Raw genomic sequence first — 24,940 nt, forward strand, 5'->3', positions numbered from 1 at the left:
GGGAACCGAACGTGCAGAAGACGGAGAACAGGCAGAACGCGCAGGAACCGTGGGGCACGCGGGACACGCAGGGCGCACGGGGCATGGGGGGCGTACAGGTAGTACGGGGCACGCGGGCCATGCGGGATGTGCAGGACGCCATCGCGCAGGCGCTGGCCGAGAGCGTCCCCGGCGGGGTCCGGCAGGGCGAACTCGACCGTGACGGGCGGGCATTGCGCTGGGTGGAGGCGGGGCGCGGCGGCCCGCCGGTGGTCCTGCTCGCGGGCTGCGGCACCTCGTCGCTGACCTGGGCGCCGGTGCTGTCCGAACTGGCCGCGCACAGCCGGGTCGTGGCGTACGACCGGGCCGGGCTCGGTGCCAGTGACCCCGCTCGCGTCTCCGGTCCTTCGCTGGAGTCCCCGACCGGGGACCTGGCTGCCCTGGTGGAGCACCTCGGCGCCGGCCCGGCCATCCTGGTCGGGCACAGCTGGGGCGGCCAGCTGGCCCAACTCCTCGCCTGGCGGCACCCGGAACTGGTGGCCGGCCTGGTCCTGGTGGATCCGGCGCACGAGGAGTTCCAGCCACCGGCCATCCGCGCGGCCGAGGCCGTCCTGTTGCGGCTGGGGCTGCTCCGGGCGGCCATGACGCCCGCCGCACGCCGTGCCGGGGGAGCCGTCGCGAGGGCCGAGGCGGCCGTCGAGGCGCATCGCCACCAGCGGCGGACCGTCCTCGACGAGAACCGGCTGACGGTCCTCGCGGTCTCCGAGCTCCGGCGGCGGCGCGCGGCCGCGCGGCTGCCCGACGTGCCGGTGACGGTGCTGAGCGCGACCGACGGCCTGCCGGGGGCGATGCGCGCCCGCTGGACCGTCCTCCAGTCACACGTCGTCGCCGGCGCGGCCAAGGGGTCGCACATCGTGGTGCGCGGCGCCGGCCACCACGTCCACGCCGACCACCCGCAGGCCGTCGCCGCCGCCGTCCTGGAGGTGGTCGAGCACGCCCGGCAGGGCCGGGACAGCTGACGGCGGCGGCCCTCAACCGCTGGCCGGACAGCGCCTGCTGACCGTTCGACCCCCTCTGGCACACTGGGGGCCGAACGGCCCGCTGGGGAGGGTCATGACACATGGGGGCGGGAGTATGAGGGGTCCGGGCGCCGTGCTCGGCGGGCGGTACACGCTGGTCGAGCGGATCGGCGGCGGGGGGATGGGTACGGTCTGGCGGGCCGACGACACGGTGCTGGCGCGGCCGGTGGCTGTCAAGATCCTGCACTCGGCGCTGTTCGAGGACGACACTTTCATCCAGCGCTTCCGCCGGGAGGCCCAGCTGGTCGCCGCGATCGACCACCCGGCCGTCGTGGACGTCCACGACTACGGTGAGAGCGGCGGCGGTGCCGAGGGCCGGGAGGGCGGCGAGGGCGGTGACGCCGGGGACCGCTGCGCCTACATCGTCATGGAGCTGGTCGACGGCCGGCCGTTGGACCGGGTGCTCGCCGAGGAGGGCCCGATGCCTCCCGAGCGCGCCCTCGGTCTGGTCGCCGCCGCGCTGGACGGCCTGCACGCCGCCCACCGCCGGGAGATCGTGCACCGGGACATCAAGCCGTCCAACCTGATGGTGCGCACGGACGGCCGGGTGACCATCACCGACTTCGGCATCGCCCGGGCGATCGCCAGTACCAAGATCACCGCCTCGCACGCGATCGTCGGCACCGCCCTCTACATGGCCCCCGAACAGGCCGAGGGTACGGGCACCGGGCCGGCCTCCGACCTCTACTCGATCGGCGTGGTCTGCTTCGAACTGCTCACCGGGAAGCCGCCGTTCGTCGGCGAGAGCGTGTTGGAGGTCGCGCTCAAGCACGTCCGCCAGCCGGCGCCGGAGCTGCCGGGGGCCTTCCCGGCGGCGGTCCGCGAGCTGGTCGCGAAGGCACTGGAGAAGAAGCCGGAGGACCGGTTCGCCGACGCCGCCGAGATGGCGGCCGCGGCCCGGGCGGCGATCGGCGCGAAGGACGCGGGCGCTGCGGCGGGTGCGGCCGGCGCCCCGGCCGACACCGGGACGGTCGACCTCAGGGCGGCGGCCGGGGGAGCGGCTGCGGGTGAAGGGGCCGGGGGTGGGGTGGCCGGGGGCGCCGGTGCGGCGAAGGCCGGTGCCCTGGTGCCGGTCGCGGACGGCGCCGACCAGCCCGCGTCAGGCGAGCGCCCGGCGTCGGGTGGCCCCGTGCCGGACGAGGACGAGGTCGCCAAGGTGGGGCCGCAGCCGGTGACCGAGCCGGGCAAGCGCCGGTCGCGGCGCGCACTGCTGGTGCCGGTGATCGTCCCCGTGGTCATCTCGATGGGCACGGCGACCGTCCTGCTGGTGGACCGCGGCCCCGGCCGGTCGGACGCGGCCGAGCCGCCCGCCGCCCAGCCGACCGTCGTCGTGACGGCCCCGGTGACCCCGGTCGCGGGCACCCCGGCGGCCCCGGCCGCGACGCCGCCCGCCACGCCGACACCCTCCGACACCCCGGTCGCGGCCCCGGCCGCCGACCAGCAGCCGAGCACCCCGAACCAGCCGGGCGCGCCCGTCCCGGCCCCCGCGCCGGGCGGCAACGGAGGCGCGGCGGGCCGAGGTGCCGGCGCGGGCGCGGCGGGCGGCGGAAACGCGGCCGGTGGCGGCGGCGCTTCGGGCGGCCAATCCAACCAGTCCGGCGGCGGGGGCGGCACCGCCAACCAGCCCGCCAACCCCAATCCCAATCCCAACCCGCAGCCCCCGGCCCAGAACGCGGCCGGTGGCTCCCCCGCCGGGGGCGGCTCCCCGTCCGGCGGCGGTTCGCCCTCGGGCGGCGGCAACCCGCCGGCTCCGCAGACCCCCACCCGGCCGCCGTCGTGCGGCGGCACCTCCTGGACCACCATCGTCAACGTGAAGGACGGCCGCCCGATCGGGATGGCCCGCGACGAACTGAGCGGCGACAACCCGATCGTGGTCGGCGGCGCGTCCCAGTACGGCTGGGTGCGGGCGACCGACCCCGGTTCCTGGATCAGTTTCAACGCCTGCAACAGCGGCGGGCCGCTGCTCGTCCAGACCATGGACGGCAAGGTCGCCCTGAGCGGAGGCTTCAGCTTCCTGACCAACTGGACGGTGCGCAGCGGATCCGCCCAGGGCTCCTACACGCTGGCCGACTACCAGAACCAGCGCTGCATGACCGACAACGGCCCGGGGAACGCGGTCACCATGGTGACCTGCACCCCCGGCAACACGGCCCAGGAATGGCGGTTCCAGTGACAGCGACCGGCGGAGCCGACGACGGTGTGGTCCTCTACTGGCGGCCGCTGTGCACGTTCTGCATGAACCTGCGCCTGGCGCTGCTCTTCACCCGCCTGCGCTACAGCCGGCGGTTCACCATGGTGAACATCTGGAAGGACCCGGACGCCGCCGCCTTCGTCCGCTCGGTCGCGGACGGCAACGAGACCGTGCCGACCGTCACCGTGGCCGGGCGGCCGATGGTGAACCCGTCGATCCGCCAACTGCTCGCCGCAGTGCGGGAGTACGCGCCGGACGTGCTCCCGGGGAGGCCTCGCTGACCGGTCCGGGCGAGGAGTGGTACCCCTTCGCTCTCCCGGTCCAGATCCCGATCCCGATCCCGCCGTTGCCGTTGCCGTTGCCGTTGCCGTTGCCGCTGCCGCTGCCGCTGCCGCTTCTGCGACCGGACGGGCCCGGCGCGGGCGGCGGTTGAGCGCGTGTGCCGACCCGGCCCGGGTGTCCGTACGGGCGGGTCGCCCGAGAGTCGGGGGCGGGCGAGCGGGGCGCCGCGGGAACCGGGCGTCATCGCAGATGCCGGTGGAGGAGGGGCCGTTGTGGGACACGGGGTCTCCCCGGCTCCGGTGCGCCCTCAGGTGTCGAGCCCAACTCGCCGACTGCGCTGAGGAGTCGGGCGAACACGAGGCCCGGTGGCGCTAGCAGATGACCCGGCGGCGGGCAAGGGTGGCAGGTGGCGGGACCTCGCCAAGCGGATGTCAAGATTCCGTATTGGAAGTTCTACAGGGATGTAAAAGTCGATTCCGGCCCGCTCGGCTCCGCGCGCCGAATCGGCGTTCGACGGTCGATCGGACATCGGTGCAGGCGGTCGGGCGTGGTTCGGGTGGGAACCTACTGCAAGGCGCGGTGAATTGCCCCGTTTTGCCCACCACTTGAGGGCCTTGGCGAGCTGGCGGGACCTGGCCAATCGCTGAAGTAGACCTGTCAATTCACCTGCTGGATTGTCATGCTTCTGGACAGCCCCGGCGGTAGCCCCCACCCCCACCCCTTGGTGGCTCGCCGCTCGACCGCTCGGGGTTTCAGCACGTCAGCGCCCATTTCCGCCCCACAGGTGCCGACCCCGGCCCCCGGAACGCGGCGCGACCGCGTCCACACGCGGTTTCCCGGAAGGACTCGCACGTGAAGCGAAAGCTCGCAGCTGTCGCCGTACTGTCGGCCACCGCCCTGCTGACCGGTGTGATCCAGGTGAGCACCGCCGCCCAGGCCAGCCCCGTCGCCGGCCTCCAGGCCCAGGCCGACCACCAGCACGCGGCCGTGCTCGCGCTGGCCGGCGGCCAGTCCGGCCCGCTCGCCAAGGCCCTCGCCCTCGGCGAGAAGGAGCGGCTCGTCGCCAAGGACGCCGTGGTGGACAAGGACGGCACCCGGCACCTGCGCTTCGAGCGCACCTACGCCGGCCTGCCGGTGCTCGGCGGCGACCTGGTCGTCCACCAGAAGGCCAACGGCTCGGTCAAGTCGGTCGACAAGGCGGTCTCCGCCAAGCTCGCGCTGCCGAGCCTGACCCCGCAGATCCCGGCCGACCAGGCCGCCACGCAGGCCACCGGCGCGGTCAAGGCCACCGTCGGGGTCACCCTCGACGCCGACGAGTCCCCGCTGGCCGACGTGCACCAGACCGGCAAGGCCGAACTGGTCGTCTGGGCGACCGACGGCAACCCGCGCCTGGCCTACCGGACCACCGTCGAGGGCGTGCGCGCCGACGGCACCCCGAGCAACCAGGTGCTCGTCACCGACGCCGCCACCGGCAAGGTGCTGTCCACCCACGAGAAGATCCAGACCGCCGCCGGCACCGGCAAGGGCGTCTTCGTCGGCCAGGTGCCGCTCACCACCGCGCAGAGCGGCTCCAGCTACTCGCTGAAGGACGACAGCCGCGGCGGCCAGTCCACCAGCGACATGAGCAACGGAACCGCCGGCAACGGCTCGCTGTTCGCCAACACCTCCAACAACTTCGGCGACGGCACCGCCTCCAACCGCGAATCCGCCGCCGTGGACGCCCAGTTCGGCGCGGCCACCACGTGGGACTTCTACAAGAGCACCTTCGGCCGCAACGGCATCCGCAACGACGGTGTCGGCGCCGCGAGCCGCGTCCACTACGGCTCCAACTACGTCAACGCCTTCTGGGACGACAGCTGCTTCTGCATGTCCTACGGCGACGGCAACGGCGACGCCGCCCCGCTCACCGAGATCGACGTGGCCGGCCACGAGATGAGCCACGGCGTCACCGCCGCCACGGCGAACCTCAACTACTCAGGTGAGTCCGGTGGCCTCAACGAGGCCACCTCCGACATCATGGGCACGATGGTCGAGTGGTACGCCAACCTGCCCTCCAACCCGCCGAACTACTGGATCGGCGAGCTGATCAACCTGAACGGCAACGGCACCCCGCTGCGCTACATGGACCAGCCCAGCAAGGACGGCCAGTCCGCCGACTCCTGGTCCGCCGGCGTGGGCAACCTCGACGTGCACTACTCGTCGGGCGTGGCCAACCACTTCTTCTACCTGCTGTCGGAGGGCAGCGGCGCGAAGAGCATCAACGGGTTCGACTACAACAGCCCGACGGCCGACGGCTCCTCGCTCGCGGGCATCGGCCGGGACAAGGCCGCGCAGATCTGGTACCGCGCGCTGACCGTCTACTTCACCTCCACCACCGACTACGCGGGCGCCCGGGCGGGCACCCTCAGCGCGGCGGCGGACCTGTACGGCAACGGCAGCGCCGAGTACAACGCGGTCGCGGCCACCTGGACGGCGGTCAACGTCAACTGACGACCGCCTGAGTGGGCCCTGCCGAACCGTGGGTGCCGGCGGGCGGGGCCGCACGGCGGGGGCGACGGTGTGCGGACCACCGTCGCCCCCGCCGTCATGTGCGCGGGGCGCGGCGCGCGGGCGCAGCGATGCGGGGTTGGACGCCGGAACCGTCAGTCCCACCGTCAGTCCCACCGTCGGTCGGAGCGGTCGGAGCGGTCGGAGCGGTCGGAGCGGTCGGAGTGCGGCGGCGGTAGCGCTGTTCGGTCGCGGTGCACGCGGCGAGCAGCAAGGCGGCCGCCGCCGCGGCCGCGGTGATCGCGAACGGCGCGGCGGGCGCGAAGTGCGTGGTCGCCAGCCGCCCAGGAAGGTGCCGGCCGATTGCGCCAGGATCAGCGCGCTGACCAGCGCAGCCATCGCCTCGCCCAGCCGGACGGCCGGCACCGTCCGCTCGGCCAGGCCGAACATCGTGATCATCTGCGGTGCGACCGCCACCCCGAGGAGGCCCACGGCAACGGTCAGGCTCCACAGGCTCCCGGTGGAGACGAGCAGGACGCCGGAGGCGGCGAACAGCAGCGCCATCCCGGCCAGCAGCAGGACGTAGGGCACGGTGAGCAGCCGCTCAGGGCGCGAGGTGCTTCCGGATCTGGTCCAGGATCAGGCCGGCCCCGGTGTAGCCGATCCCGAGCATCCACAGGCTGTCGTCGACCCGGAACACCCGGCCGGTGCGGACGGCGTCCAGGCTCTTCCACAGCGCGCCATCGGTGATCCTGCCCTGGTCGGACTTGGCCGCGTCCCCGTAGACCGAGTAGAAGATGACGTCGGCCGCCGCCTGGTCCACCTGCTCGGGGCTGATCTCGACCGAGAACCCGGGCTTGTCCTGGTTGGCGGGCCGGCCGAGCCCGAGGTCCTTGAACAGCGAGCCGACGAAGGTGTCGTTGAGGTACAGCCTGGTCGGTGCGCCCGCGAGGAAACGAGCCATCTCGACCCGGGTGGCGGCGGCCTTGGCCGGGCCGCCGAGTGCGGTGACGAGGTCCCGCGCCTTCGTCCGGTACGCCGCGTCGGCCGCTTCGGCTTCGGCCTGCCGGCCCATCGCCTCGGCGTGCAGCCGGACGTTCTCCTTCCAGGTGGGCCCGGTGGTCTTGGACAGCACGGTCGGCGCGATCTTCGTCAGTTCGTCGTACCGCTTGTCGTCGCGCACCTGGTTGCTCAGGATGAGGTCCGGCCGCAGCGCCGCGATCGCCTCCAGGTTGGGCTGCCCGATGGCGCCGACGGCCTTCGTCGTGGCCAGCCGTTCGGCGGGCAGGTAGGCCGGGAAGGGAGCGCCCTCGGTGACGGTGGTCGCGCCGACCGGCGTGAGCCCGAGGGTGACCACCGAGTCCAGCGCGTCGGTGTCCAGCGCCACCACCCGGGTGGCCCGGGCCGGTACGGTGCTCTCGCCGCGAGCGTGCCGGACGGTCCGGGGGCCGGCCCCGCTGGATCCGCCGGAACCGCCCGGCGCGCCGGATTCACCGGTCGCGCCGGTCGAACCGTCGGACGGTGCCGGGGAGTTCGGTCCGCAGGCGGCGAGGGCGAGGCCCGGGGTGAGCCCGGCGGCGAGGCCGAGCGCGGCGCGGCGACTGAGGGGTCTGGGCATCGGGGGTTCCTCCAACGGGTGGGCAGGGCGCGGGAATCCCTGCCCTCCCGTCGGAGGGGTTACGCCTCGGTGTCGTTCTCCCGTCGCTGGCGCAGCAGTTCGTCGTACTCGGCGGGCACCCGCCGGTCCATCGCGAGGGCGAACTGCGCGTCGACGACCGTACGGGCCAGCGGCCGCACCCGCAGGATGCGTTCGGTGAGCCGGGCTGCCTCGCCGGGCGGCAGCGGGGCGTCGGCGGCGAGGGCGCCGAGCAGGTGCTCGCCGACCACGTCGATGAAGATCTCGGCGATGGCTTCCACGTGCTCCTGGGTGCGCCGGCTGGCGTCCAGCACCACGGAGAGCGGTACGCCCTCGGCGACGAGTGCGGTGGTGGCGTCCATCAGGCGGCGGCTGATGTGGGTGATCCCGTCGTCGTCGATCGTGATGTAGCCCTGGGCGATCGACTCGGCGGTGTTCTCCTCGGTGAGCTGGTCGTTGAAGACGGTCCTGAGTTCGTCCCAGTCCAGGCGCACCAGGGTCTCGTCCGACCAGGGGGCGACGATCGCGGCCTCCAGCCCGATCAGCTCGGCGACGTCCCGCCCGCTCTCGCCGGCGCCGATCAGTTCGGCGATGCCGCCCAGGGTGTGGCCGCGGTCCAGCAGTTCGCCGATCATCCGCAGTCGGGCCAGGTGCTCCTCGCCGTACCAGGCGATCCGGCCCTCCTTGCGGGGCGGCTGGAGCAGTTTGCGCTCGCGGTAGAAGCGCAGCGTCCGGCTGGTGATGCCGGCCGCCTCGGCCAGTTCCTCCACCCGGTACTCGCGTTTTCCGTCACCCGCAGCAGCTCTGACCTTGTCCACGGCGATCAGCATAGGTCCGGCACCTCCGAAGGCTCCCGGAATCCGGGTGGCCGCGCTTCTTCCATCCGGTGTCAGCAAGGGCTACCCTGCCAATCATGCCAGTAATTACTGGCGCGATTAGCGGGGCTCCGACGCCGGTCGTCGGGGAGCCCAAGGCAGTGCGCACAGCACCATGCGGAGCAGCACCAGAGCGACACCGCGGCTTCACCCGGGCGCATCAGGGCAACATCAGAGCAGCGCCAGGGCGGTACGAGAGCAGTCGAGCACAGCACGAGCACGGCGTCGTCGGCGCGCCAGGACGCGCGGCACGAGCGGGCGCCACGGTACGGCAGCGCGAAGATCATCGCCCCACCCTCAGGAGGAGGCCGCATGGCATCCAGCAGCAAGCGCCCCCGCTCCGGCACGTCCGGTGCCCCCGCGGCGGACGAGGCCGTCCCGCACGTGCGGGTGGCGGTGATCGGCTCCGGCTTCGGCGGTCTCGGCGCCGCCGTCCGGCTGCGCCGCGCCGGGATCACCGACTTCGTCGTCCTGGAGCGCGCGGACTCGGTCGGCGGCACCTGGCGCGACAACAGCTACCCCGGCTGCGCCTGCGACGTGCCCTCGCACCTCTACTCCTTCTCCTTCGCGCCCAACCCCGCGTGGCCGCGCAGCTTCTCCGGCCAGCCGGACATCCGCGCCTACCTGGAGAAGGTCGCCACCGTCTTCGGCCTCCGCCCGCACCTTCGGTTCAACACCGAAGTGCTGGAGGCGCGTTGGGAGGCCGAGCAGGTCCGCTGGCGGATCACCACCTCGGCCGGTCAGTGGACCGCGGACGCGGTGGTCTCCGCCGCCGGACCACTGGCGGACCCGCAGATCCCCGACCTGCCGGGGCTCGGCGCCTTCCCCGGCAAGGTGTTCCACTCCTCCCGCTGGGACCACGACTACGACCTGACCGGCAAGCGGGTCGCGATCGTCGGCACCGGAGCCTCCGCCGCCCAGATCATCCCGTCGATCCAGCCGAAGGTCGGCAGGTTGACGGTCTTCCAGCGCACGCCCGCCTGGGTCCTGCCGCGCCGGGACCGCGAGATCAGCCAGCTGGAGAAGTGGCTGCACGACCGCGTGCCGGTCACCGGGAAGATCCGCCGCGGCACCCTGTTCGCCCTCCGAGAGCTCCAGGTGGACGCCTTCGTGCGCCGCCCGGGAATGCTGCGCGTGGTCCAGCAACTCGCCGAACGCCACCTCGCCCAGGGCGTTCCCGACCCGGCCCTGCGCGCCAAGCTGACCCCGGACTACCGGATCGGCTGCAAGCGCATCCTGCTCAGCAACACCTACTACCCGGCGCTCGCCGCGGCCAACACCGAGGTCGTCGCCTCCGGCCTGCGCGAACTGCGCGGCTCCACCCTGGTCGCCGCCGACGGCAGCGAGCACGAGGTCGACGCCATCGTCTTCGGCACCGGCTTCCACGTCACCGACATGCCCATCGGGGCCCGGGTGTTCGGCGCCAACGGCACCAGCCTGGCGGAGGAGTGGAAGGACGGCATGGAGGCGCTGCGCGGCTCGGCCGTGCACGGCTTCCCGAACCTGTTCTTCGTGATCGGCCCCAACACCGGCCTCGGCAACAGCTCGATGATCCTGATGATCGAGTCCCAACTGAACTACCTGATCGACGCGTTGACCACGCTCGAGTCGATCGGTGCCACCGCGATGCAGCCCACCGTCCGGGCCCAGCGGCAGTGGAACCTAGAACTCCAGCACCGGATGGACCGCACCGTCTGGACCACCGGCGGCTGCCGCAGCTGGTACCTGGATCCGAACGGCAAGAACACCGTGCTCTGGCCCGGCTCCACCACCGCGTTCCGCCGCGCCACCCGCAAGGTCGACCTCGGCGAGTACGAACTGATCATGCGCGCCGGCCAGGACGCCGCCCGTACCGCGCAGGAGGTGTCCGCATGAGCGCCGCCGAGCTGCCCGCCGAGTACGTCCCGCCCGTGCCCGTCGAGGAGTTGAGCATCCGATCGGCGGACGGGATCCGGCTGCACGTTGAGGTCCACGGCCAACCCGGGGCGCCGACCGTCGTGCTCGCCCACGGCTGGACCTGCTCAACCGCCTTCTGGGCTCCGGTGATTCGCCAACTCACCGACCGCTACCGAGTGGTGGCCTACGACCAGCGCGGCCACGGGCACAGCGAGATCCCGCCGAGCCGGGTCCGCTACTCCACCCGGGCACTGGCCGAGGACCTCTCCGCCGTCCTCGCCCGGACCGTCCCGGCGGGGGAGAAGGCCGTGCTCGCCGGGCACAGCATGGGCGGGATGACCATCATGGCCGCCGGTGGTCGCCCCGAGATCGCCGACCGGACCGCCGCCGCCGTCCTGGTCTCCACCGGGCCGGGGGAGCTGGTGGCCGAACTCGCCGTGCTGCCCGAGGCGGTGCGTTCCCCGGGGCTGCGCCGCTTCCTGAACCGCCTGCTGCTGCGCTCCCGGCTGCCGCTCGGGCCGGTCTCGCCGGTCACCCGTGTCGCGCTCAAGTACGCGACCATGGGTCCGGGTTCGTCCGCCGGGCAGGTGGAGGCGACGGCCCGGATCGTGCATGCCTGCCCGACCGCCGTACGCGCCAACTGGGCGGGCGTCCTCGACCGCCTGGACGTCCACGCCGGACTCGCCCGGCTCGCCGTACCGACCGCGGTCGTGGTCGGCACCGCGGACCGGTTGACCCCACCGGTGCACGCGCACCGGATCGTAGCCGAACTCGTAGACCCACAAGGGCTGTTGCTGCTTCCGGGGGTCGGGCACATGGCGCCGCTGGAGCGGCCGGTGGAGGTCGCGGCCGAGATCCACCGCTTGGCCGCCGCGTACCTGTCCGCCGCGCCCGCTTCCGTCTCCGCTCCTGCTCCCTCCCCCTCCACCTCCGCCTCCTCCGCCTCTGCGCCCGTCTCCGAGAGGACCGCCGCCGCATGAACGCCATCCCGCCGTTGTCCGCGCAGGTCGTCGTCGTCACCGGGGCCGCCCGCGGGGTCGGGGCTTCGCTCGCCCACACGCTCGCCCGGCGCGGGGCCAAGGTCGCCCTCCTGGGGCTGGAGCCGGACGAGCTCAAGGCCGTCGCGGCGCAGTGCGGCGCGGCCGCGACCAGTTGGGAGGTGGACGTCACCGACCTCGACGCGCTCGGCGACGCAGCCCGTCGGATCAAGGAGCACTACGGCCGGATCGACACGGTGGTCGCCAACGCCGGCATCGCCATCGGCGGGCCGGTGGCGGACAGCGATCACCGGGCGTTCAGCCGGGTGATCGAGGTCAACCTGCTCGGCAGCGTCGCCACGGCCAGGGCCTTCCTGCCCGCGCTCGCCGAGAGCCGGGGCTACCTGCTGCAGATCGCCTCGCTCGCCGCGCTCACTCCCGCGCCGCTGATGAGCGCGTACTGCGCCAGCAAGTCCGGGGTGGAGGCCTTCGCCCACTCGCTCCGCGCCGAGGTCGCCTACCAGGGGGTCAAGGTCGGTGTGGGATACCTGAGTTGGACCGACACCGACATGGTGCGCGGCGCCGACGAGGACACCGTGCTCAAGCAGATGCGCACCAGGCTGCCGTGGCCGGCCAACAAGACCTACCCGCTGGAGCCCGCAGTGGAGCGGATCGTCGCCGGCATCGCCCGGAGGTCCGCCCACGTCTACGCGCAGGCCTGGCTGCGCGGCATGCAGCCGGTCCGCTGGCTGCTGCCGAGCCTGATCGCGGCGGTCGGCTCCCGCGACGTCGCCCGGATCGCGCCCCAGCTCGCCGCCACCGCCGCCTCCCGGTTGCGCGCCGTCGGTGCCGGCGGAGCTGCGGACACGGCGGTGCGGGGCGGCCGGAGCGGCGCCGTCGACTGACGGCCGTCGACTGACAACTGACAACTGACAGATTTCAACTGACGGATAACAGATAACAGATTTCAACAGCTGTTATCTGTTATCTGCCAGTTGTCCGTCCGTCCGTCTGGCTGCCCATCACTCCATCCACTCCTCCGCCGTCCCCCGCGCGATCCGCGCCAGCGTCTCCAGCGCTCGCGTCAGCACGGGCAGCGGCGGCGAGGCCAGGGCGACTCGGACGGCGGACGGGGAACGCCGGGGGTCGGCGGCGAACGCCGCCGCGGGTGTGACGGCGATGCCCGCCCGCGCCGCCGCCGCGACGAACGTCTCCGCCCGCCAGGCCGTCGGCAGCTCCCACCACAGGTAGTACGAGCAGGGGTCGGCCCGGACGTGCTGCCCCGCCAGCACCTCGCGCGCCAGCAGCTGACGCGCGACGGCGTCGGCGCGCTTGGCTGCCGCGACCTCGGCCACGGTGCCCTCCCCGATCCAGCGCACGGCCGCCTCCAGGGCGAACCCGCTGGGCGTCCAGCCACCCGAGCGCAGTGCGCCCGCGATCCGCTCGCGCAGCGCGGCGGGGACGACCGCGAACCCGGTGGTCAGCCCGGGCGCGAGCCGCTTGGAGAGGCTGTCGACGAGGACGGTGCGTTCCGGTGCGAGGCTGGCGAGGGCGGTCAGCTCCGGGCGGAGGAAGGACCAGATCGCGTCCTCGACGACCGGCAGGTCGAGGCGGCGCAGTTCCTCGGCGAGGGCGGCCGTCCGCTCGTACGGCAGGCTCCCGCCGAGCGGGTTCTGCAGCCTCGGTTGGACGTAGACGGCGCGCAGCGGCGCGGCCCGGTGGGCGGTGGCCACGGCGTCGGGCAGCAGCCCGTGCTCGTCGACGGCCAGTGGTACGAGTGTGATGCCCAGCCGCTGGGCGACGGCCTTGACCACCGGGTAGGTCAGCGCCTCCACCCCCAGCCGGTGGCCGGGCGGCACCAGCGCGGACAGTGCCGCGGCGATGGCCTGCCGGCCGTTGCCCGCGAACAGCAACTCCTCCCCGGCGATCTCCGGGTTGACCTCCTGATCCCCGCCCGAAAGGTCCCCGCCCGACCGGTCGCCGTCCATCCGATCCCCGCCCGTCCGGCGTTCGTCCGACAGCAGTGCCGCGAACGCCTGCCGGGCCGCGCCCGTCCCGGCCGCGCCCACCGGTGCGAGCGCGGCACCCAGCGCGTCGGCCCGGAGCAGCGGCGCCAGTCCGGTGGCCAGCAGTCCGGCCTGCTCGGGGACGGCGGGGTAGTTGAGTTCCAGGTCCACCGGCGCGCCGGCCGGTTCGGCGAGTGCCACCTGCCCGCCGGTTGCCCCGCCGCCGGCCCCCTGCCCGGCCCGGACGAAGGTGCCGCGCCCGACCTCCCCGGTGGTCAGTCCGCGCCGGGTCAGTTCCCGGTAGACGCGCCCGGCCGTGGAGTTGGCGATGCCCCGGCTGCGGGCGAAGGCGCGCTGGGTGGGCAGTTGCCGGCCCGGTCGCAGCCGCCCGTCGGTGATGGCGCCGGCGATCTCGTCGGCGATCAGGCGGTAGTCGTCCATCGGGGGGACCCCTCCACACGAGTTGACGGCATTGCACAGCATCGCACCGATATTGCACCGAGTGCAAAGTCATCATTGCATTGAGATCGACGCCGGGCCTAGCCTCCTCGCATGGAAGCACTGACCCCCACCGCTCCCGCCGCATCCGCCCTGTCCGCTGTGGGCGGGCACGCCGTACTCGGGATCGCCGCCGTGGCGCTCGGGATGGTGCTGACACCGGGGCCCAACATGATCTACCTGGTCTCCCGGTCGATCGCCCAGGGCCGCCGCGCCGGGCTGCTGTCGCTGATCGGGGTCGCGGCCGGCTTCCTGGTCTACCTGGCCGCGGTGACGGCGGGCGTGGCCGCCGTGTTCTCGGTGGTGCCCGCCCTCTACACCGCGATCAAGCTGGCCGGCGCCGGCTACCTGCTGTGGTTGGCCTGGAAGGCCGTCCGTCCGGGCGGTACGGCGGTGTTCGCCCCGCAGCAGCTGCCGCCGGATCCGCCGCGCCGGCTGTTCGCGATGGGCTTTCTGACCTGTCTGCTCAACCCCAAGATCGCCATCATGTACATCTCGCTGCTGCCCCAGTTCGTGGCGCCCGAGCGCGGTCACGTCGCGGTGCAGAGCCTGGTGCTGGGGCTGGCCCAGATCGTGGTGGCGGTCACCGTCAACGGGCTGATCGCGGTGAGCGCGGGAGGCATCGCGTCCTTCCTCAACCGCCGTCCCGCCTGGCTGCGGATCCAGCGCTACGCGATGGGGACGGTCCTCGGCGGCCTCGCCGTCCACATCGCCGCCGACCGCGCCAAAGCCGTGGCAGCCTAGGCCCGTCGCCTCGGCCCGCAGTGCCGCGATGCCGCAGCGCCGCAGTGCCGCACCCCCCAGGGTCCTAAGCCGCCCGCAGCACCTCGTACGCCGCCTGTAGGAAACGCCCGTCCAGCGACGGCCCGGTGTTGGCCAGGGCCGCCACCGCGGCCGACGCCTGGGGCGAGAACCCGACGAAGGCGGTGAACCCCCGGGTCGCCCCGGCGTGGAAGTACAGGTCGCGCCCGCCCGGGCGGCGGTGGTTCCACACCAGGCACAGCTCGTCCGTCGAGCGCGGCAGCCGCAGCCGCGGTCGCTGGACCTCGCGCAGCGCGGCCGCCAACTCGCCGTGGCCACCGCCGAGATGCGCCCTCAGGTAGCGCAACAGGTCGGCCCCGCTCGCCCGGAGCGCGCCGGCCCCCGGCAGTCCGGGGATGTGCCAGGGTGGCAGTTCCTGCCCGCGCCGGTACCCGACCGCCCGCCCCGGCGGGTCCGCCGTACAGGTGGTGGCACCGAGGCCCAGCGGTCGGAGGACCCGTTCGGCGAGCAGTTCCCCATAGGGCGACCCGCCCGTCTCGGAGAGCACCCGACCGAGCAGTGCGACGCCGTAGTTGGAGTACCGGTACCGGCTGCCGGGCCTGCACCGTACGGTGGTTCGGGCCACCCCTGCCCTCAACTGCTCGTCCCCGAACGCGACGTACGGATTGGTGAACCAGGTCGGTACGGCGCGCGCGGCCAGTCCGGGCGGCAGCCGGGGCAGGCCCGAGGTGTGGGTGGCCAGGTGCAGCAGCCGGATCGGCTCGGGGGAGCGGACGGTCACCGGGCGCCAGCAGTCCGGCAGGCGGCGTTCCACCGTGTCGTCCAGGGAGACGTCTCCGCGCGCGGCCATCTGTGCCAGCAGCAGCGCGGTGAAGGTCTTGCTGACCGAACCGAGTTCGAAGACGGTGTCCGGCGAGCACGCGGCCGTCCGCCCGTGCCCGAGCCGCCCGTGGCAGCGCACCTCCTCCGCGTCCCCGCGCGCGACGGCGACCGTGACGGCGCTGGCGCACGGCCCGGCCGCGCGCACCACCTCCGCGACCGCCGGACCCAGCCCGTTCACGCGACCGCCGTGGTGGCCCCGAGCGCCCGGGCGAGCGTGATGCCACCGGCCACCACCGCGACGACGGCGGTGTGCTGGTGGTCCTGGAACGCCTGCGCGCGGTCCTCGTCGACCGGGTCGGCGTCGCGCGGCAGCAGGCCGTCCTCGTGCTGGACGGCGGCCAGCGCGTCCCAGCCCTGCCGCCCGGTGGCCGGCTCACCGATGCACGCGTCGACCACGAGGAGTTCGGCGGCGAGGTCCCACTGGCCGATCTCCAGCCAGATGTCGAGCCAGGCCGGCAGCCAGTCGCGCACGTGGTCGCGCATCGGCTCCGGCAGGCCGTCCGGGCGGGCGCCCCAGTCCGTGAGGTGGAAGACGGTGTGGGTGATGTCGTAGCCGGTCATCCAGTTGACGGCCCACGGCTCGGGCGTGGCGCCCAGCCAGGTGCCGGCGGCGAGTGCGGCCCAGTCCGGCTGGTGGGCGAGCCCGATGACCCGTCGGGCGTTGGCGACCCCCAGGCGCCGGTTGGGGTGGATCTCCTCGGCGTGCGCGGCCCGCAACCGGCTGAGCGAATCGAGCAGTTCCTCCAGCGCCGGGTGGCGGTAGCCGGCCCGGGCGAAGTGGGCGTAGGTCTCCAGCGGGTCGGTCATGGTGAAGTGGCGCAGCTGCCGCTCGTACAGCAGGTCGCCCTCGCGCAGTTGCGCCCAGGCGTGGTCGAGCAGCTCGCGTGCGGTGCGGGCCTCGGTGGGCCCGGTGACGCCGTCGCGCAGGATCAGCGAAGCGGCCAGCGCGATCTCGCCGAGCGGCTTGTAGGCGTCGTCGGGGTCGGAGAGGTCGACCACGGTGTTGTCCGGGATCCGGCCGAGGCCGTCGGCGTGGGAGGCGTGCAGCCAGGCCAGCGCGCGGGAGGCGAGCCGCTGCGCGGTGGCGAGGACGTGGGTGTCGGTCATCGGACCCGGCTCCGTCGGTCGGTCGGCGGACGGGAGGAGCGGTCGAGCAGTCGACGGGCGACGGCCAGCTCGAGTCCGGTGCGGGCGCTGCCGTTACCGGCCAGCCGGATGCGTTCCAGGACGGGCTCGACCTCCAGCCGCAGCGGCCGGCCCTCGGCACCGGCCCAGGCGAGCCAGCGGGCGAGCCGGGCGGCGGTGGGGAGGTCGCGGCGCAGCATGGAGCGGACGGTGCCGCGGGCAAGGGCCAGGGTGTGCGCGCGGGCGGTGTCGTGCACCGGGCCGTCGAGCCCGGGCAGTGCCAGGACGGACAGCTGGGCCATCCGTACCGACCAGGTCTGCCAGCCGACGGCCTCCGGGCCCGGAGGCGGCACGGGCGGCGGGGCACCGGTTCCGTACGGCGTGCGGGCGAGCACCTGCCCGGCCGCCCAGTCCTGCCATGCGATCACCAGCGCGGCGTCGGCCGAGGCCGCTGCCGAGTCCGGTGCCGGAAAGGCCTGCCGCGCCTCGGCCAGCAGTACGGAGGTGGGCCCGTCGGGCGCGGCCCCGGAGAGTAGTTGCGGGGCGAAGAGGTCCGCGCCGAGCACCCGCAGCGCGGCCAGTGTCGGGCGCGGCACGGCGCTGTCCGGGTCCGCGATCGCGGCTGTGCCTCCGTCGCCCCGGAGGGCGTCGAGGGTCCGGCGCGCCACCCGTTCGACGGCTGCGGCGTACTCGTCGCGCAGTGGCGTCTCGGCGAAGGGCATCGGTGGTGTTCCTCCTGGTCGGGGAGCCCCCGGCGGGCGGCCTCGCGGGCGTGGGTTCGCGCGGACGGGCTCACGGGCGCGAGTTCACGCGGACGGACTCACGAGCGTGGGCTCACGAGCGCGGGTTCGCGCGGACGGTTCACGAACTCGGGCTCACGAGCCCTCGTCAGGCCCGCCGAGGAGCCGGGGAAGGGGTGGGCCGGTCCACGTCGGTGGACCGGCCCCGCGATCGGGCCGCCCGGCTACCGGGTCGGTGATCGGGTCGCCCGGCTGCTAGCGGGTCGACTTCTCCTTCGGCGGCTTCGGCGACAGCAACAGCGCCAGCAGCAGGAGTCCGAGGGCTTCGGGCGAGTACGTGGGCGCGTCGGACACGACGGCCTCGTCCTCCACCATCAGGCTCGCGAGTGTGTCCGTCTCGGCGCGCGTCGCGGTCGCCGCGGTCGGCGTGGTCGTGGCGGTCGGCGTGGTCGTGGCCTTGTGGGTCCGGCAGTGAGTAAGCATCAGAAGTGCCTCCTCAGTTGAGCGTCACCGCCCGGTCGGGCGATGCCCCCGTCCGAACGGTACGGGCGCGGTCCGGTACCTGCATCCGCAGATGGCCGGCAGGGATAGTCCGTTCGGAGTGGGCGCGGCCGCGGTGAGTCGGTACCGTCGGGGGCATGACCACAGCCTTGATCACCGGCGCGACCGCCGGCATCGGAGCCGCGTTCGCCCGCCGGCTCGCCCGCAGCGGCTACCAGCTCGTCCTGGTGGCCCGGGACACCGGGCGCCTGGAGCGTGCGAGCGCCGACCTGCACGCCGAGCACGGAATCGAGGTGGAGGTGCTGACCGCCGACCTCGCCACCGACGAGGGCATCGCGGCCGTCGAGGCCCGGCTCGCCGACTCCGCCCGCCCGGTGGACCTGCTCGTCAACAACGCCGGTTTCGGCAACAAGGGCGCGTTCGGGACCGTCCCGCTCCAGGACGAGCTGGACATGCTGAAGGTGCACATCGAGGCGATCCTGCGGCTGACCACGGCGGCCCTGCCGGGGATGCGCGAGCGCGGTCGCGGCGCGGTCGTGAACGTCGCCTCGGTGGCGGCGTTCCTGCCGCGCGGCACGTACGGGGCGAGCAAGGCGTGGGTGGTGAGTTTCACCCAGGGCGTGCTGCGCGACCTCGGTGGCACCGGAGTGCGGATGATGGCGCTCTGCCCGGGCTTCACCCGCACCGAGTTCCACCAGCGGGCCGGCATGGGCACCGGCAACATCCCGGCCTGGTCCTGGCTCTCGGCCGAGCGGGTGGTGGCGGAGGCGATGCGCGACCTGGCCCGGGGCCGCTCGTTGTCCGTGCCGGGCAAGCGCTACAAGGCGGTGGTGGCCCTCGCCCGCCTGTTGCCCTCCGGTCGGCTGGGCGGCCTGTCCTCGAAGGCGGCGCGCAGCTACCGGACGAACTGACGCGGTCGGGGCGGCCGGAGCATTCGGGGCGGCCGGACGGTAGGCCGGGCGGTCGCGGCGCCGTGGGAATAGATCCAGCCTCACTATTAGCTAGTCTAACTATGAGCTATTCTCGCTATGCTGGCGGCCGTCCGACCGCCCCACCCACGGAGGTTTGCCCTTGAGACCCACCACCATCAACTGGACCCCGCCCGAACGCGCCCAGGGCGAGCCCCGCCCGCCGGCCCAGTGGCGGCGCATCCTCGCCCTCTTCCGCCCGTACACGGGCCGCCTCACCGTCGTCGGGCTGCTGGTGGCCGCCTCCGCCGTGGTGTCGGTGGTCTCGCCGTTCCTGCTCAAGGCGGTCCTGGACACCGCGATCCCGCAGGGCCGCACCGGGCTGCTCAGCCTGCTCGCGCTCGGCATGGTTCTCGCGGCCGTGGTGAACAGCATCTTCAACGTCCTGCAGACGCTGATCTCCACCACCGTCGGCCAGCGCGTCATGCACGACCTGCGCACCGCCGTCTACAGCCACCTGCAACGGCAGTCGCTGGCGTTCTTCACCCGCACCCGCACCGGCGAGGTGCAGTCCCGGATCGCCAACGACATCGGCGGCATGCAGTCCACCGTGACGTCCACCGCGACCAGCCTGGTCTCCAACTTCACCGCGGTGATCGCCTCCGTGGTCGCCATGGTCGCGCTCGACTGGCGGCTCACCGTCGTCTCGCTGCTGCTGCTCCCGCTGTTCGTCTGGATCAGCCGGCGGGTCGGCAACGAGCGCAAGAAGATCACCACCGAGCGGCAGAAGCAGCTGGCCGCGATGAGTTCGGCGGTCCAGGAGTCGCTGTCGGTCAGCGGCATCCTGCTCGGCCGCACGATGGGCCGTTCCGACTCGCTCGCCCGTGAGTTCACCGGGCAGTCCGACCAGTTGGCCGACCTCGAAGTGCGGTCCAGCATGGCCGGGCGCTGGCGGATGAACACCATCCAGATCGTCATGGCCGCGATGCCCGCGGTCATCTACTGGGCGGCGGGGCTGTCCGCGGCGGGCGGCGCGCCGATCGTCTCGGTCGGCACCCTGGTCGCCTTCGTCACCCTCCAGCAGGGCCTGTTCCGCCCGACCGTCAGCCTGCTCTCCACCGGCGTGGACGTGCAGACCTCGCTCGCGCTCTTCCAGCGCATCTTCGAGTACCTCGACCTGCCGGTGGAGATCGCCGAGCCGCCGAAGCCGCGGAACCTGACCGACATCCGCGGCGAGGTCCGCTTCGAGGACGTCGACTTCCGCTACGACCCCGCGCAGGAGCGGCTGACGCTCTCCGGGGTCGAACTCAAGGTCTCGGCCGGGAGCTCGCTGGCCGTGGTCGGTGAGACGGGCTCCGGCAAGACCACGCTCAGCTACCTCGTCCCGCGTCTGTACGACGTCACCGGCGGCCGGGTCACCATCGACGGCGTGGACGTGCGCGAACTGTCCTTCGACACGCTGGCCCGCGCGGTCGGCGTGGTCTCCCAGGAGACCTACCTCTTCCACGCCTCGGTCGCCGAGAACCTGCGCTTCGCCAAGCCGGAGGCCACCGACGCCGAACTGGTCGAAGCCGCCCGGGCCGCGCAGGTCCACGAGACCATCGCCGCCCTGCCGGACGGCTACGACACCCTGGTCGGCGAGCGCGGCTACCGCTTCTCCGGCGGCGAGAAGCAGCGCCTCGCGCTCGCCCGGACGATCCTGCGCAACCCGCCGGTGCTGATCCTCGACGAGGCCACCAGCGCGCTCGACAACCGCACCGAACAGGCCGTCCAGCAGGCCGTGGACACCCTGGCCGCCGGCCGCACCACCATCACCATCGCGCACCGGCTCTCCACCGTCCGGGGCGCCGACCAGATCGCCGTCCTCGACCACGGTGAGGTGGTCGAACTCGGCACCCATGAGGAACTGGTGGAGCTGGACGGCCGCTACGCGGCGCTGCTGCGCCGGGAGGCGCCGGAGCCGGCCGTCGTCGTACCGGAGCCGGCCGCGCTCGGACACGTGTGAGCGCCCGAGCGGGTGCGGCGAGGCGTGATGTGGCGGGGTGTGACGTAGCGAGGTGTGGCGGGGTGTGATGCGGTGCGGCGCGCGGCCGGGGCCTACGCGGCCTTCGGCGCCTCGTTGTAGCTCTCCGCGACCTCCTGGCCGGAGAGCCGCTGGATCGCCGCCATCACCTCGTCGGTCACCTGTCGACGGGCCTTCAGCGAGCGGGCCTGCCCGTGCAGCTCGTCGAAGTGCAGCGGCTCGCCGAACCGGACGGTCACCTTCTTGATCCGCGGCACCCGCTTGCCGACCGGCAGGATCTGCTCAGGCCCCTCCAGCGCCACCGGCACCACCGGTACGCCCGCGGTCAGCGCCAGCCAGGCGACGCCCGTCTTGCCCCGGTAGAGCCGGCCGTCCAGCGACCGGGTGCCCTCGGGGTAGATGCCGAAGGCCTTGCCGTCCTCCAGGATCTCCAGCGCCGACTCCAGCGAGGCCTGAGCGGAACGGTAGGTGCCGCGCTCGACCGGCACCGCGCCGATCGCCTCGAAGAAGTCCTTGGAGAGCCGGCCCTTGAGCCCCGTTCCGGTGAAGTACTCGGCCTTGGCGAGGAAGTGGACCCGGCGCGGGGCGGTGAGCGGGATCACCACGCTGTCGATGAAGGACAGGTGGTTGCTGGCCAGGATGACCCCGCCCTTGCGCGGCACGTTCTCGATGCCCTCGATGGTCGGCCGCCAGATGCCGCGTGAGACGGGTTTCAGCACCAGCCTGGTGGCGAGATCGAGCATGGTCCCTCCCTGGACGAACGATCGCCCGGGAGGAGCCCGGGCCTGCAATCAGATCCGCAGACTACGACAACCACCCCCGCGGCCGTCCACTCCCGGCGACCGTGGCGCGCACCACGGCCGGGTAGGGTACGCCCGTCCGAACAGAGCGCAACCCCGCAGTACCAGGAGGGCACGATGGAGACCACCGAGGCGATCAAGGCCATGTTCGACCGTTTCGACAAGAACGGCGACGGCAAGATCACTCCGGCCGAATACGCGCTGGTCGCGAACGAGATGGGCGACCACGACGTGACGCTGTCGATGGCCGAGGCCCTGATCCACGCCATGGACACCCACCACCAGGGCTTCCTGACCTTCGACGAGTTCCTGGCCGCCCGCCAGCGCTGAGCGTGCCGACGGGTCCGGTCGCCGTACCGGCGGCGCCGGGCCCGGTGCCACCCGGGTCCTCAGGGCTCCGGGAGCGCCGCGCGACGCCTCAGGACTCCACCGGGAACACCCGGCGCACCACCCGCTCCGCCGCCCCGCCGTCGTCCCACGGGCAGAACCGCGCCCGGAAGCGCGCCCGCGCGGCCGGCTCCGGATCGCCCGCCAGCAACGCCTTCGCCAGCCCGTCCGGGTCCACCGTGACGGCCCCCGGCGGCTGCTCGAACAGGTCGAAGTAGACGCCGCGCACCCGCTGGTACTCCTCCCAGTCCGGCGCGAAGATCACGACCGGCCGGTCCAGCACCGCGTAGTCGAACATCATCGACGAGTAGTCCGTCACCAGCGCGTCCGCCGCGAGGTAGAGGTCCTCCACGGTCGGGTGGGCCGAGACGTCGACGATCGCGGCCGAACCCTCGCCCGCCGCCAGGTCGCCCGGGCCGCCGGTGTGGAAGTAGTGCGTGCGCACCAGCAGGGTGAAGTCCGGGCCCAGCCGCCGGGCCAGCTCCCGGACGTCCAGCAGCGGCACGTAGCCGCCCTGGTCGCCGCGGTGGGTCGGGGCGTACAGCACGGCCGTGGTGTCCGGCCGCAGCCCGAACCGCTCGCGCACGGCCCGCACTTCGTCCGGTGTGGTGTTGGCCAGCCGGTCGTTGCGCGGGTAGCCGGTGTCCAGCATCTCGTACCGGCCGGGGAAGGCGCGGGTGAAGTGCTCGCTGGTGTGCGGGTTGGAGGAGACCAGGAAGTCCCAACGGTCGACGGCCTCCTGGAGCCGGTCGAAGTCCATCCCCTCGGCGGCTTCGGGACGTTCGCGCAGGTCCATGCCCATCGCCTTGAGCGGGGTGCCGTGTTGGGTCTGCACGTGCACGGTGCCCGCCCGCTTCGCCATCGTGCGCGGGAAGTTGACGTTGTTGACGAAGTACTTGGCGGTCGCCATCGCCTTGAGGTAGGCCGGGGTGTTGACGATCACGTACGGCACGCCGGGCGGCATGGCCGCGGCCTGCTTGCGGTTCTCCACCACCCACACGCCCCGGATCTGCGGTGCCAGCTCCCTGGCCTTCTCGTAGATCGCCGCCGGGCTGCACGCGTAACCCCGGTGCCAGTACGCCGCGTAGACCGCCAGGTGCTCGTCCAGCGGCAGCCGGCGGAAGGCGTTGTACGCGGTGAACCGGGCGCCGCTGCGCACGCCCTTCTTCACGGCCGGGGCCACCGCCCGTGCCCCGCGCTTGAGTTCGCGCGGCAGCTGCCCGGTGCGGCGCAGCTCCGCGTACGCGATCCGGGCGCCGCGCGCGGCCAGCCGGTACTGCACGCCGCGCACGCCGCCGGGGTAGCGGTAGCCGGTCGGGCGGTGCCGGGCGAAGTGCCGGGCGATCTGGCGGAAGAAGTCCTTGCGCCGGTCGACGGGGACCAGCCCGGGGGTGTCGTAGACGTTCAGCGCCTGCCGGACGGTCCGGTCGAAGACCAGGGTGCGCAGCGCGTCGGGGACGGGCCGGCCGGGGCGGTCCGGGCGGTCCAGGAAGGCGAAGATCGCGTCGTACTGGGCGAACACGTCGGCGTGCTTGGGGGAGGCGGTGGCGGTGATCGCGCCGTCCCGGCCACGCCGGTAGAAGTAGCAGGGGCGGTCGAGGTAGCGCAGCCGCTCGGCGGCCAGCAGCGCGGGGTAGGTGACCGAGATGTCCTCGTAGTAGCCGCGGCCGAAGGAGACGCCGAGGCCCTCCAGGAAGGCGCGGCGGAACACCTTGTTCCAGACCGACATCACGGTCTGGAACAGCGCCGGGTGCTCGGCCAGCGTGCACCCCTCGACCAGCGGGGAGTCGGCCAGCACGTGGCGCCAGGGGTTCGGCTCGGTCCCGCCGTCCGGGTAGACGTGGGTGAAGCCGGTGAGCAGGACGTCGGTGGGCGCCTCGGTACCGCGCTGCCGCTCCTGCTCCCGCTCCAGTTCGTCCAGGATCGCGCCCACCGTCCGCTCGGGCAGCCAGTCGTCGCTGTCCACGAACCAGACGTACTCGCCGCGCACCTGCGCCAAGGCGGTGGTGCGGGCGCCGCCGAGGCCCTGGTTCTCGGTGAGGTGCAGGACCCGAAGTCGGGGGTCGCGGGCCGCGTAGGCGTCCAGGATCGCGCCGGAGGCGTCGGGGGAGAGGTCGTCGACCGCGATCACCTCGAAACGGGACTCCGTGGCGGGGGTGTCGCCGAGGATCGAGTCGAGGCAGCGCGGCAGGAACCGCTCCACGCCGTGGACCGGGAGCACGATGCTGAGGAGGAGGGGCACGCTGGCCGAGTCTACCGATCCACCGGGTGCGACCTGCGGGGACGTCCGGCCGGAGTGATCGGTCGAGGTGACCGGCCGGGCTGACCGGTTGCCGTGGAGCCGTGGCCACGGTCGCCCCTGAGCCCGGAACCGCCGGTGCCGGGCCCTGAACGGGGCGGCACCGGCAGCCTGGCGGCGGCCCGGCCGACCCTCTACGGCCGGCCGCCTTTCCGGGCACCTCGCGAGCCTGGCCACCGCAGCGTCGAGGCGGCCGGGCAGTGGCTCGCGGGAGCCGGAGTTCTTCATCACTCGAACGCGCACCCGGGTGCGATGCGGGCGCGCACGTGTTCTCACAGATATTGCTTGGAGGATTGCCGGGAGTCAATCCCTCGAATGTGTTCACTTCATGAAGCCTGGAGGTGTCGACCGGTCGCTTTGTCGATGGCCCCGGCTGTCCCCTATATCCACCGCGGCATCCGCGTCGTGTCCACCGCCGCATCCCTCATGGCTCTCGGGCGGACCGGCGGGCCGCCCGCGGGACCACCGGCAGGACCGTCCGCAGGGACGCGTGCGGGGTCGCGTGCGCCCGGCGCGCGCCGCGTGGCCGGGCGCCGTGCCCGTGCCCCGGGTACTGCTGACAGATGGCCGGTCGTGCACCATCATTGATGCCTAGTCGTGATCGGCC

Annotated in this window: 20 protein-coding genes; 11 read left to right on the forward strand and 9 right to left on the reverse strand. The window is 73.2% G+C overall.

Annotation, left to right across the window (positions count from 1 at the left end):
* Positions 1-119 precede the first annotated feature (119 nt).
* The 4 genes from ACIOGZ_RS01245 (at position 120) to ACIOGZ_RS01260 (ending at position 6,021) form a co-directional block, all read left to right on the forward strand.
* Positions 120-998 carry an alpha/beta fold hydrolase gene (locus ACIOGZ_RS01245; RefSeq protein WP_400804925.1) on the forward strand — a complete coding sequence of 293 codons (879 nt, stop codon included), beginning with the start codon at positions 120-122 and terminating at the stop codon, positions 996-998.
* A gap of 115 nt (positions 999-1,113) precedes the next feature.
* Entirely contained in the window at positions 1,114-3,231 is a 2,118-nt protein-coding gene (locus tag ACIOGZ_RS01250) for a protein kinase (protein ID WP_400984324.1), read from the forward strand.
* Positions 3,228-3,530: a glutaredoxin domain-containing protein gene (locus ACIOGZ_RS01255; RefSeq protein ID WP_363616659.1), complete on the forward strand. Its 303-nt coding sequence runs from the start codon at positions 3,228-3,230 to the stop codon at positions 3,528-3,530. Before ACIOGZ_RS01250 ends, ACIOGZ_RS01255 begins: the two co-directional genes overlap by 4 nt.
* Before the next feature lie 853 nt (positions 3,531-4,383).
* The gene (locus ACIOGZ_RS01260) at positions 4,384-6,021 is read left to right on the forward strand and encodes a M4 family metallopeptidase (protein WP_363579358.1); all 1,638 of its coding nucleotides are present in this window, start codon (positions 4,384-4,386) and stop codon (positions 6,019-6,021) included.
* A gap of 601 nt (positions 6,022-6,622) precedes the next feature.
* Here ACIOGZ_RS01260 and ACIOGZ_RS01265 read toward each other — a convergent pair.
* Entirely contained in the window at positions 6,623-7,636 is a 1,014-nt protein-coding gene (locus tag ACIOGZ_RS01265; protein WP_400984327.1) for an ABC transporter substrate-binding protein, read from the reverse strand.
* 59 nt (positions 7,637-7,695) lie between these two features.
* Complete coding sequence (locus ACIOGZ_RS01270; protein WP_400984330.1) at positions 7,696-8,484, reverse strand: MerR family transcriptional regulator; 789 nt, start codon at positions 8,482-8,484, stop codon at positions 7,696-7,698.
* A gap of 357 nt (positions 8,485-8,841) precedes the next feature.
* Between ACIOGZ_RS01270 and ACIOGZ_RS01275 the strand changes: the two genes are divergently transcribed.
* The 3 genes from ACIOGZ_RS01275 to ACIOGZ_RS01285 are packed head-to-tail and all read left to right on the forward strand — an operon-like array spanning position 8,842 to position 12,307.
* The gene (locus ACIOGZ_RS01275; RefSeq protein ID WP_400984333.1) at positions 8,842-10,404 is read left to right on the forward strand and encodes a flavin-containing monooxygenase; all 1,563 of its coding nucleotides are present in this window, start codon (positions 8,842-8,844) and stop codon (positions 10,402-10,404) included.
* A complete protein-coding gene (locus ACIOGZ_RS01280; protein WP_400984335.1) occupies positions 10,401-11,405 on the forward strand; it encodes an alpha/beta fold hydrolase in 1,005 nt (334 codons plus the stop codon). Before ACIOGZ_RS01275 ends, ACIOGZ_RS01280 begins: the two co-directional genes overlap by 4 nt.
* Entirely contained in the window at positions 11,402-12,307 is a 906-nt protein-coding gene (locus ACIOGZ_RS01285; RefSeq protein WP_400984338.1) for an SDR family oxidoreductase, read from the forward strand. The genes ACIOGZ_RS01280 and ACIOGZ_RS01285 overlap by 4 nt, the downstream gene beginning before the upstream one ends.
* Before the next feature lie 117 nt (positions 12,308-12,424).
* Here the strand turns inward: ACIOGZ_RS01285 and ACIOGZ_RS01290 are convergent, their stop codons facing one another.
* Entirely contained in the window at positions 12,425-13,849 is a 1,425-nt protein-coding gene (locus tag ACIOGZ_RS01290; RefSeq protein WP_363579345.1) for a PLP-dependent aminotransferase family protein, read from the reverse strand.
* Positions 13,850-14,053: 204 nt separating this feature from the next.
* Between ACIOGZ_RS01290 and ACIOGZ_RS01295 the strand changes: the two genes are divergently transcribed.
* Positions 14,054-14,650 (forward strand): LysE family translocator, encoded by a 597-nt coding sequence (locus ACIOGZ_RS01295; RefSeq protein WP_363579657.1) that lies wholly within the window; start codon positions 14,054-14,056, stop codon positions 14,648-14,650.
* A gap of 64 nt (positions 14,651-14,714) precedes the next feature.
* Here ACIOGZ_RS01295 and ACIOGZ_RS01300 read toward each other — a convergent pair whose 3' ends face one another.
* The 4 genes from ACIOGZ_RS01300 to ACIOGZ_RS01315 all read right to left on the reverse strand — a co-directional run bounded on the left by ACIOGZ_RS01300 (position 14,715) and on the right by ACIOGZ_RS01315 (position 17,898).
* The gene (locus tag ACIOGZ_RS01300; protein ID WP_400984340.1) at positions 14,715-15,728 is read right to left on the reverse strand and encodes a serine hydrolase domain-containing protein; all 1,014 of its coding nucleotides are present in this window, start codon (positions 15,726-15,728) and stop codon (positions 14,715-14,717) included.
* Positions 15,725-16,657 carry a DUF6895 family protein gene (locus ACIOGZ_RS01305; protein ID WP_363579341.1) on the reverse strand — a complete coding sequence of 311 codons (933 nt, stop codon included), beginning with the start codon at positions 16,655-16,657 and terminating at the stop codon, positions 15,725-15,727. The genes ACIOGZ_RS01300 and ACIOGZ_RS01305 overlap by 4 nt, the downstream gene beginning before the upstream one ends.
* Entirely contained in the window at positions 16,654-17,397 is a 744-nt protein-coding gene (locus tag ACIOGZ_RS01310; protein WP_400984342.1) for a hypothetical protein, read from the reverse strand. Before ACIOGZ_RS01310 ends, ACIOGZ_RS01305 begins: the two co-directional genes overlap by 4 nt.
* 273 nt (positions 17,398-17,670) lie before the next feature.
* Positions 17,671-17,898, reverse strand: coding sequence for a hypothetical protein (locus ACIOGZ_RS01315; protein ID WP_363579337.1), 228 nt, complete (start codon positions 17,896-17,898; stop codon positions 17,671-17,673).
* A gap of 155 nt (positions 17,899-18,053) precedes the next feature.
* Here ACIOGZ_RS01315 and ACIOGZ_RS01320 point away from each other — a divergent pair, with 155 nt between their 5' ends.
* Together ACIOGZ_RS01320 and ACIOGZ_RS01325 are read left to right on the forward strand one after the other, a co-directional pair.
* Entirely contained in the window at positions 18,054-18,827 is a 774-nt protein-coding gene (locus ACIOGZ_RS01320; RefSeq protein WP_363579335.1) for an SDR family oxidoreductase, read from the forward strand.
* 160 nt (positions 18,828-18,987) lie between these two features.
* On the forward strand, positions 18,988-20,829 hold the full coding sequence (locus tag ACIOGZ_RS01325) for an ABC transporter ATP-binding protein (protein WP_400984346.1): 1,842 nt from the start codon (positions 18,988-18,990) through the stop codon (positions 20,827-20,829).
* A 92-nt stretch (positions 20,830-20,921) separates the two neighbouring features.
* On the opposite strand, the gene ACIOGZ_RS01330 is transcribed toward ACIOGZ_RS01325, so the two are convergent.
* Entirely contained in the window at positions 20,922-21,590 is a 669-nt protein-coding gene (locus ACIOGZ_RS01330) for a lysophospholipid acyltransferase family protein (protein ID WP_363579331.1), read from the reverse strand.
* Positions 21,591-21,764: 174 nt separating this feature from the next.
* Here ACIOGZ_RS01330 and ACIOGZ_RS01335 point away from each other — a divergent pair, with 174 nt between their 5' ends.
* Positions 21,765-21,977 carry an EF-hand domain-containing protein gene (locus ACIOGZ_RS01335; RefSeq protein ID WP_363579329.1) on the forward strand — a complete coding sequence of 71 codons (213 nt, stop codon included), beginning with the start codon at positions 21,765-21,767 and terminating at the stop codon, positions 21,975-21,977.
* 88 nt (positions 21,978-22,065) lie between these two features.
* Here ACIOGZ_RS01335 and ACIOGZ_RS01340 read toward each other — a convergent pair whose 3' ends face one another.
* Positions 22,066-24,276 (reverse strand): CDP-glycerol glycerophosphotransferase family protein, encoded by a 2,211-nt coding sequence (locus tag ACIOGZ_RS01340; protein ID WP_400984348.1) that lies wholly within the window; start codon positions 24,274-24,276, stop codon positions 22,066-22,068.
* Between the last annotated feature and the right edge of the window lie 664 nt (positions 24,277-24,940).

The organism is Kitasatospora sp. NPDC088160, assembly GCF_044741445.1.
Classification (GTDB): Bacteria; Actinomycetota; Actinomycetes; order Streptomycetales; family Streptomycetaceae; genus Kitasatospora.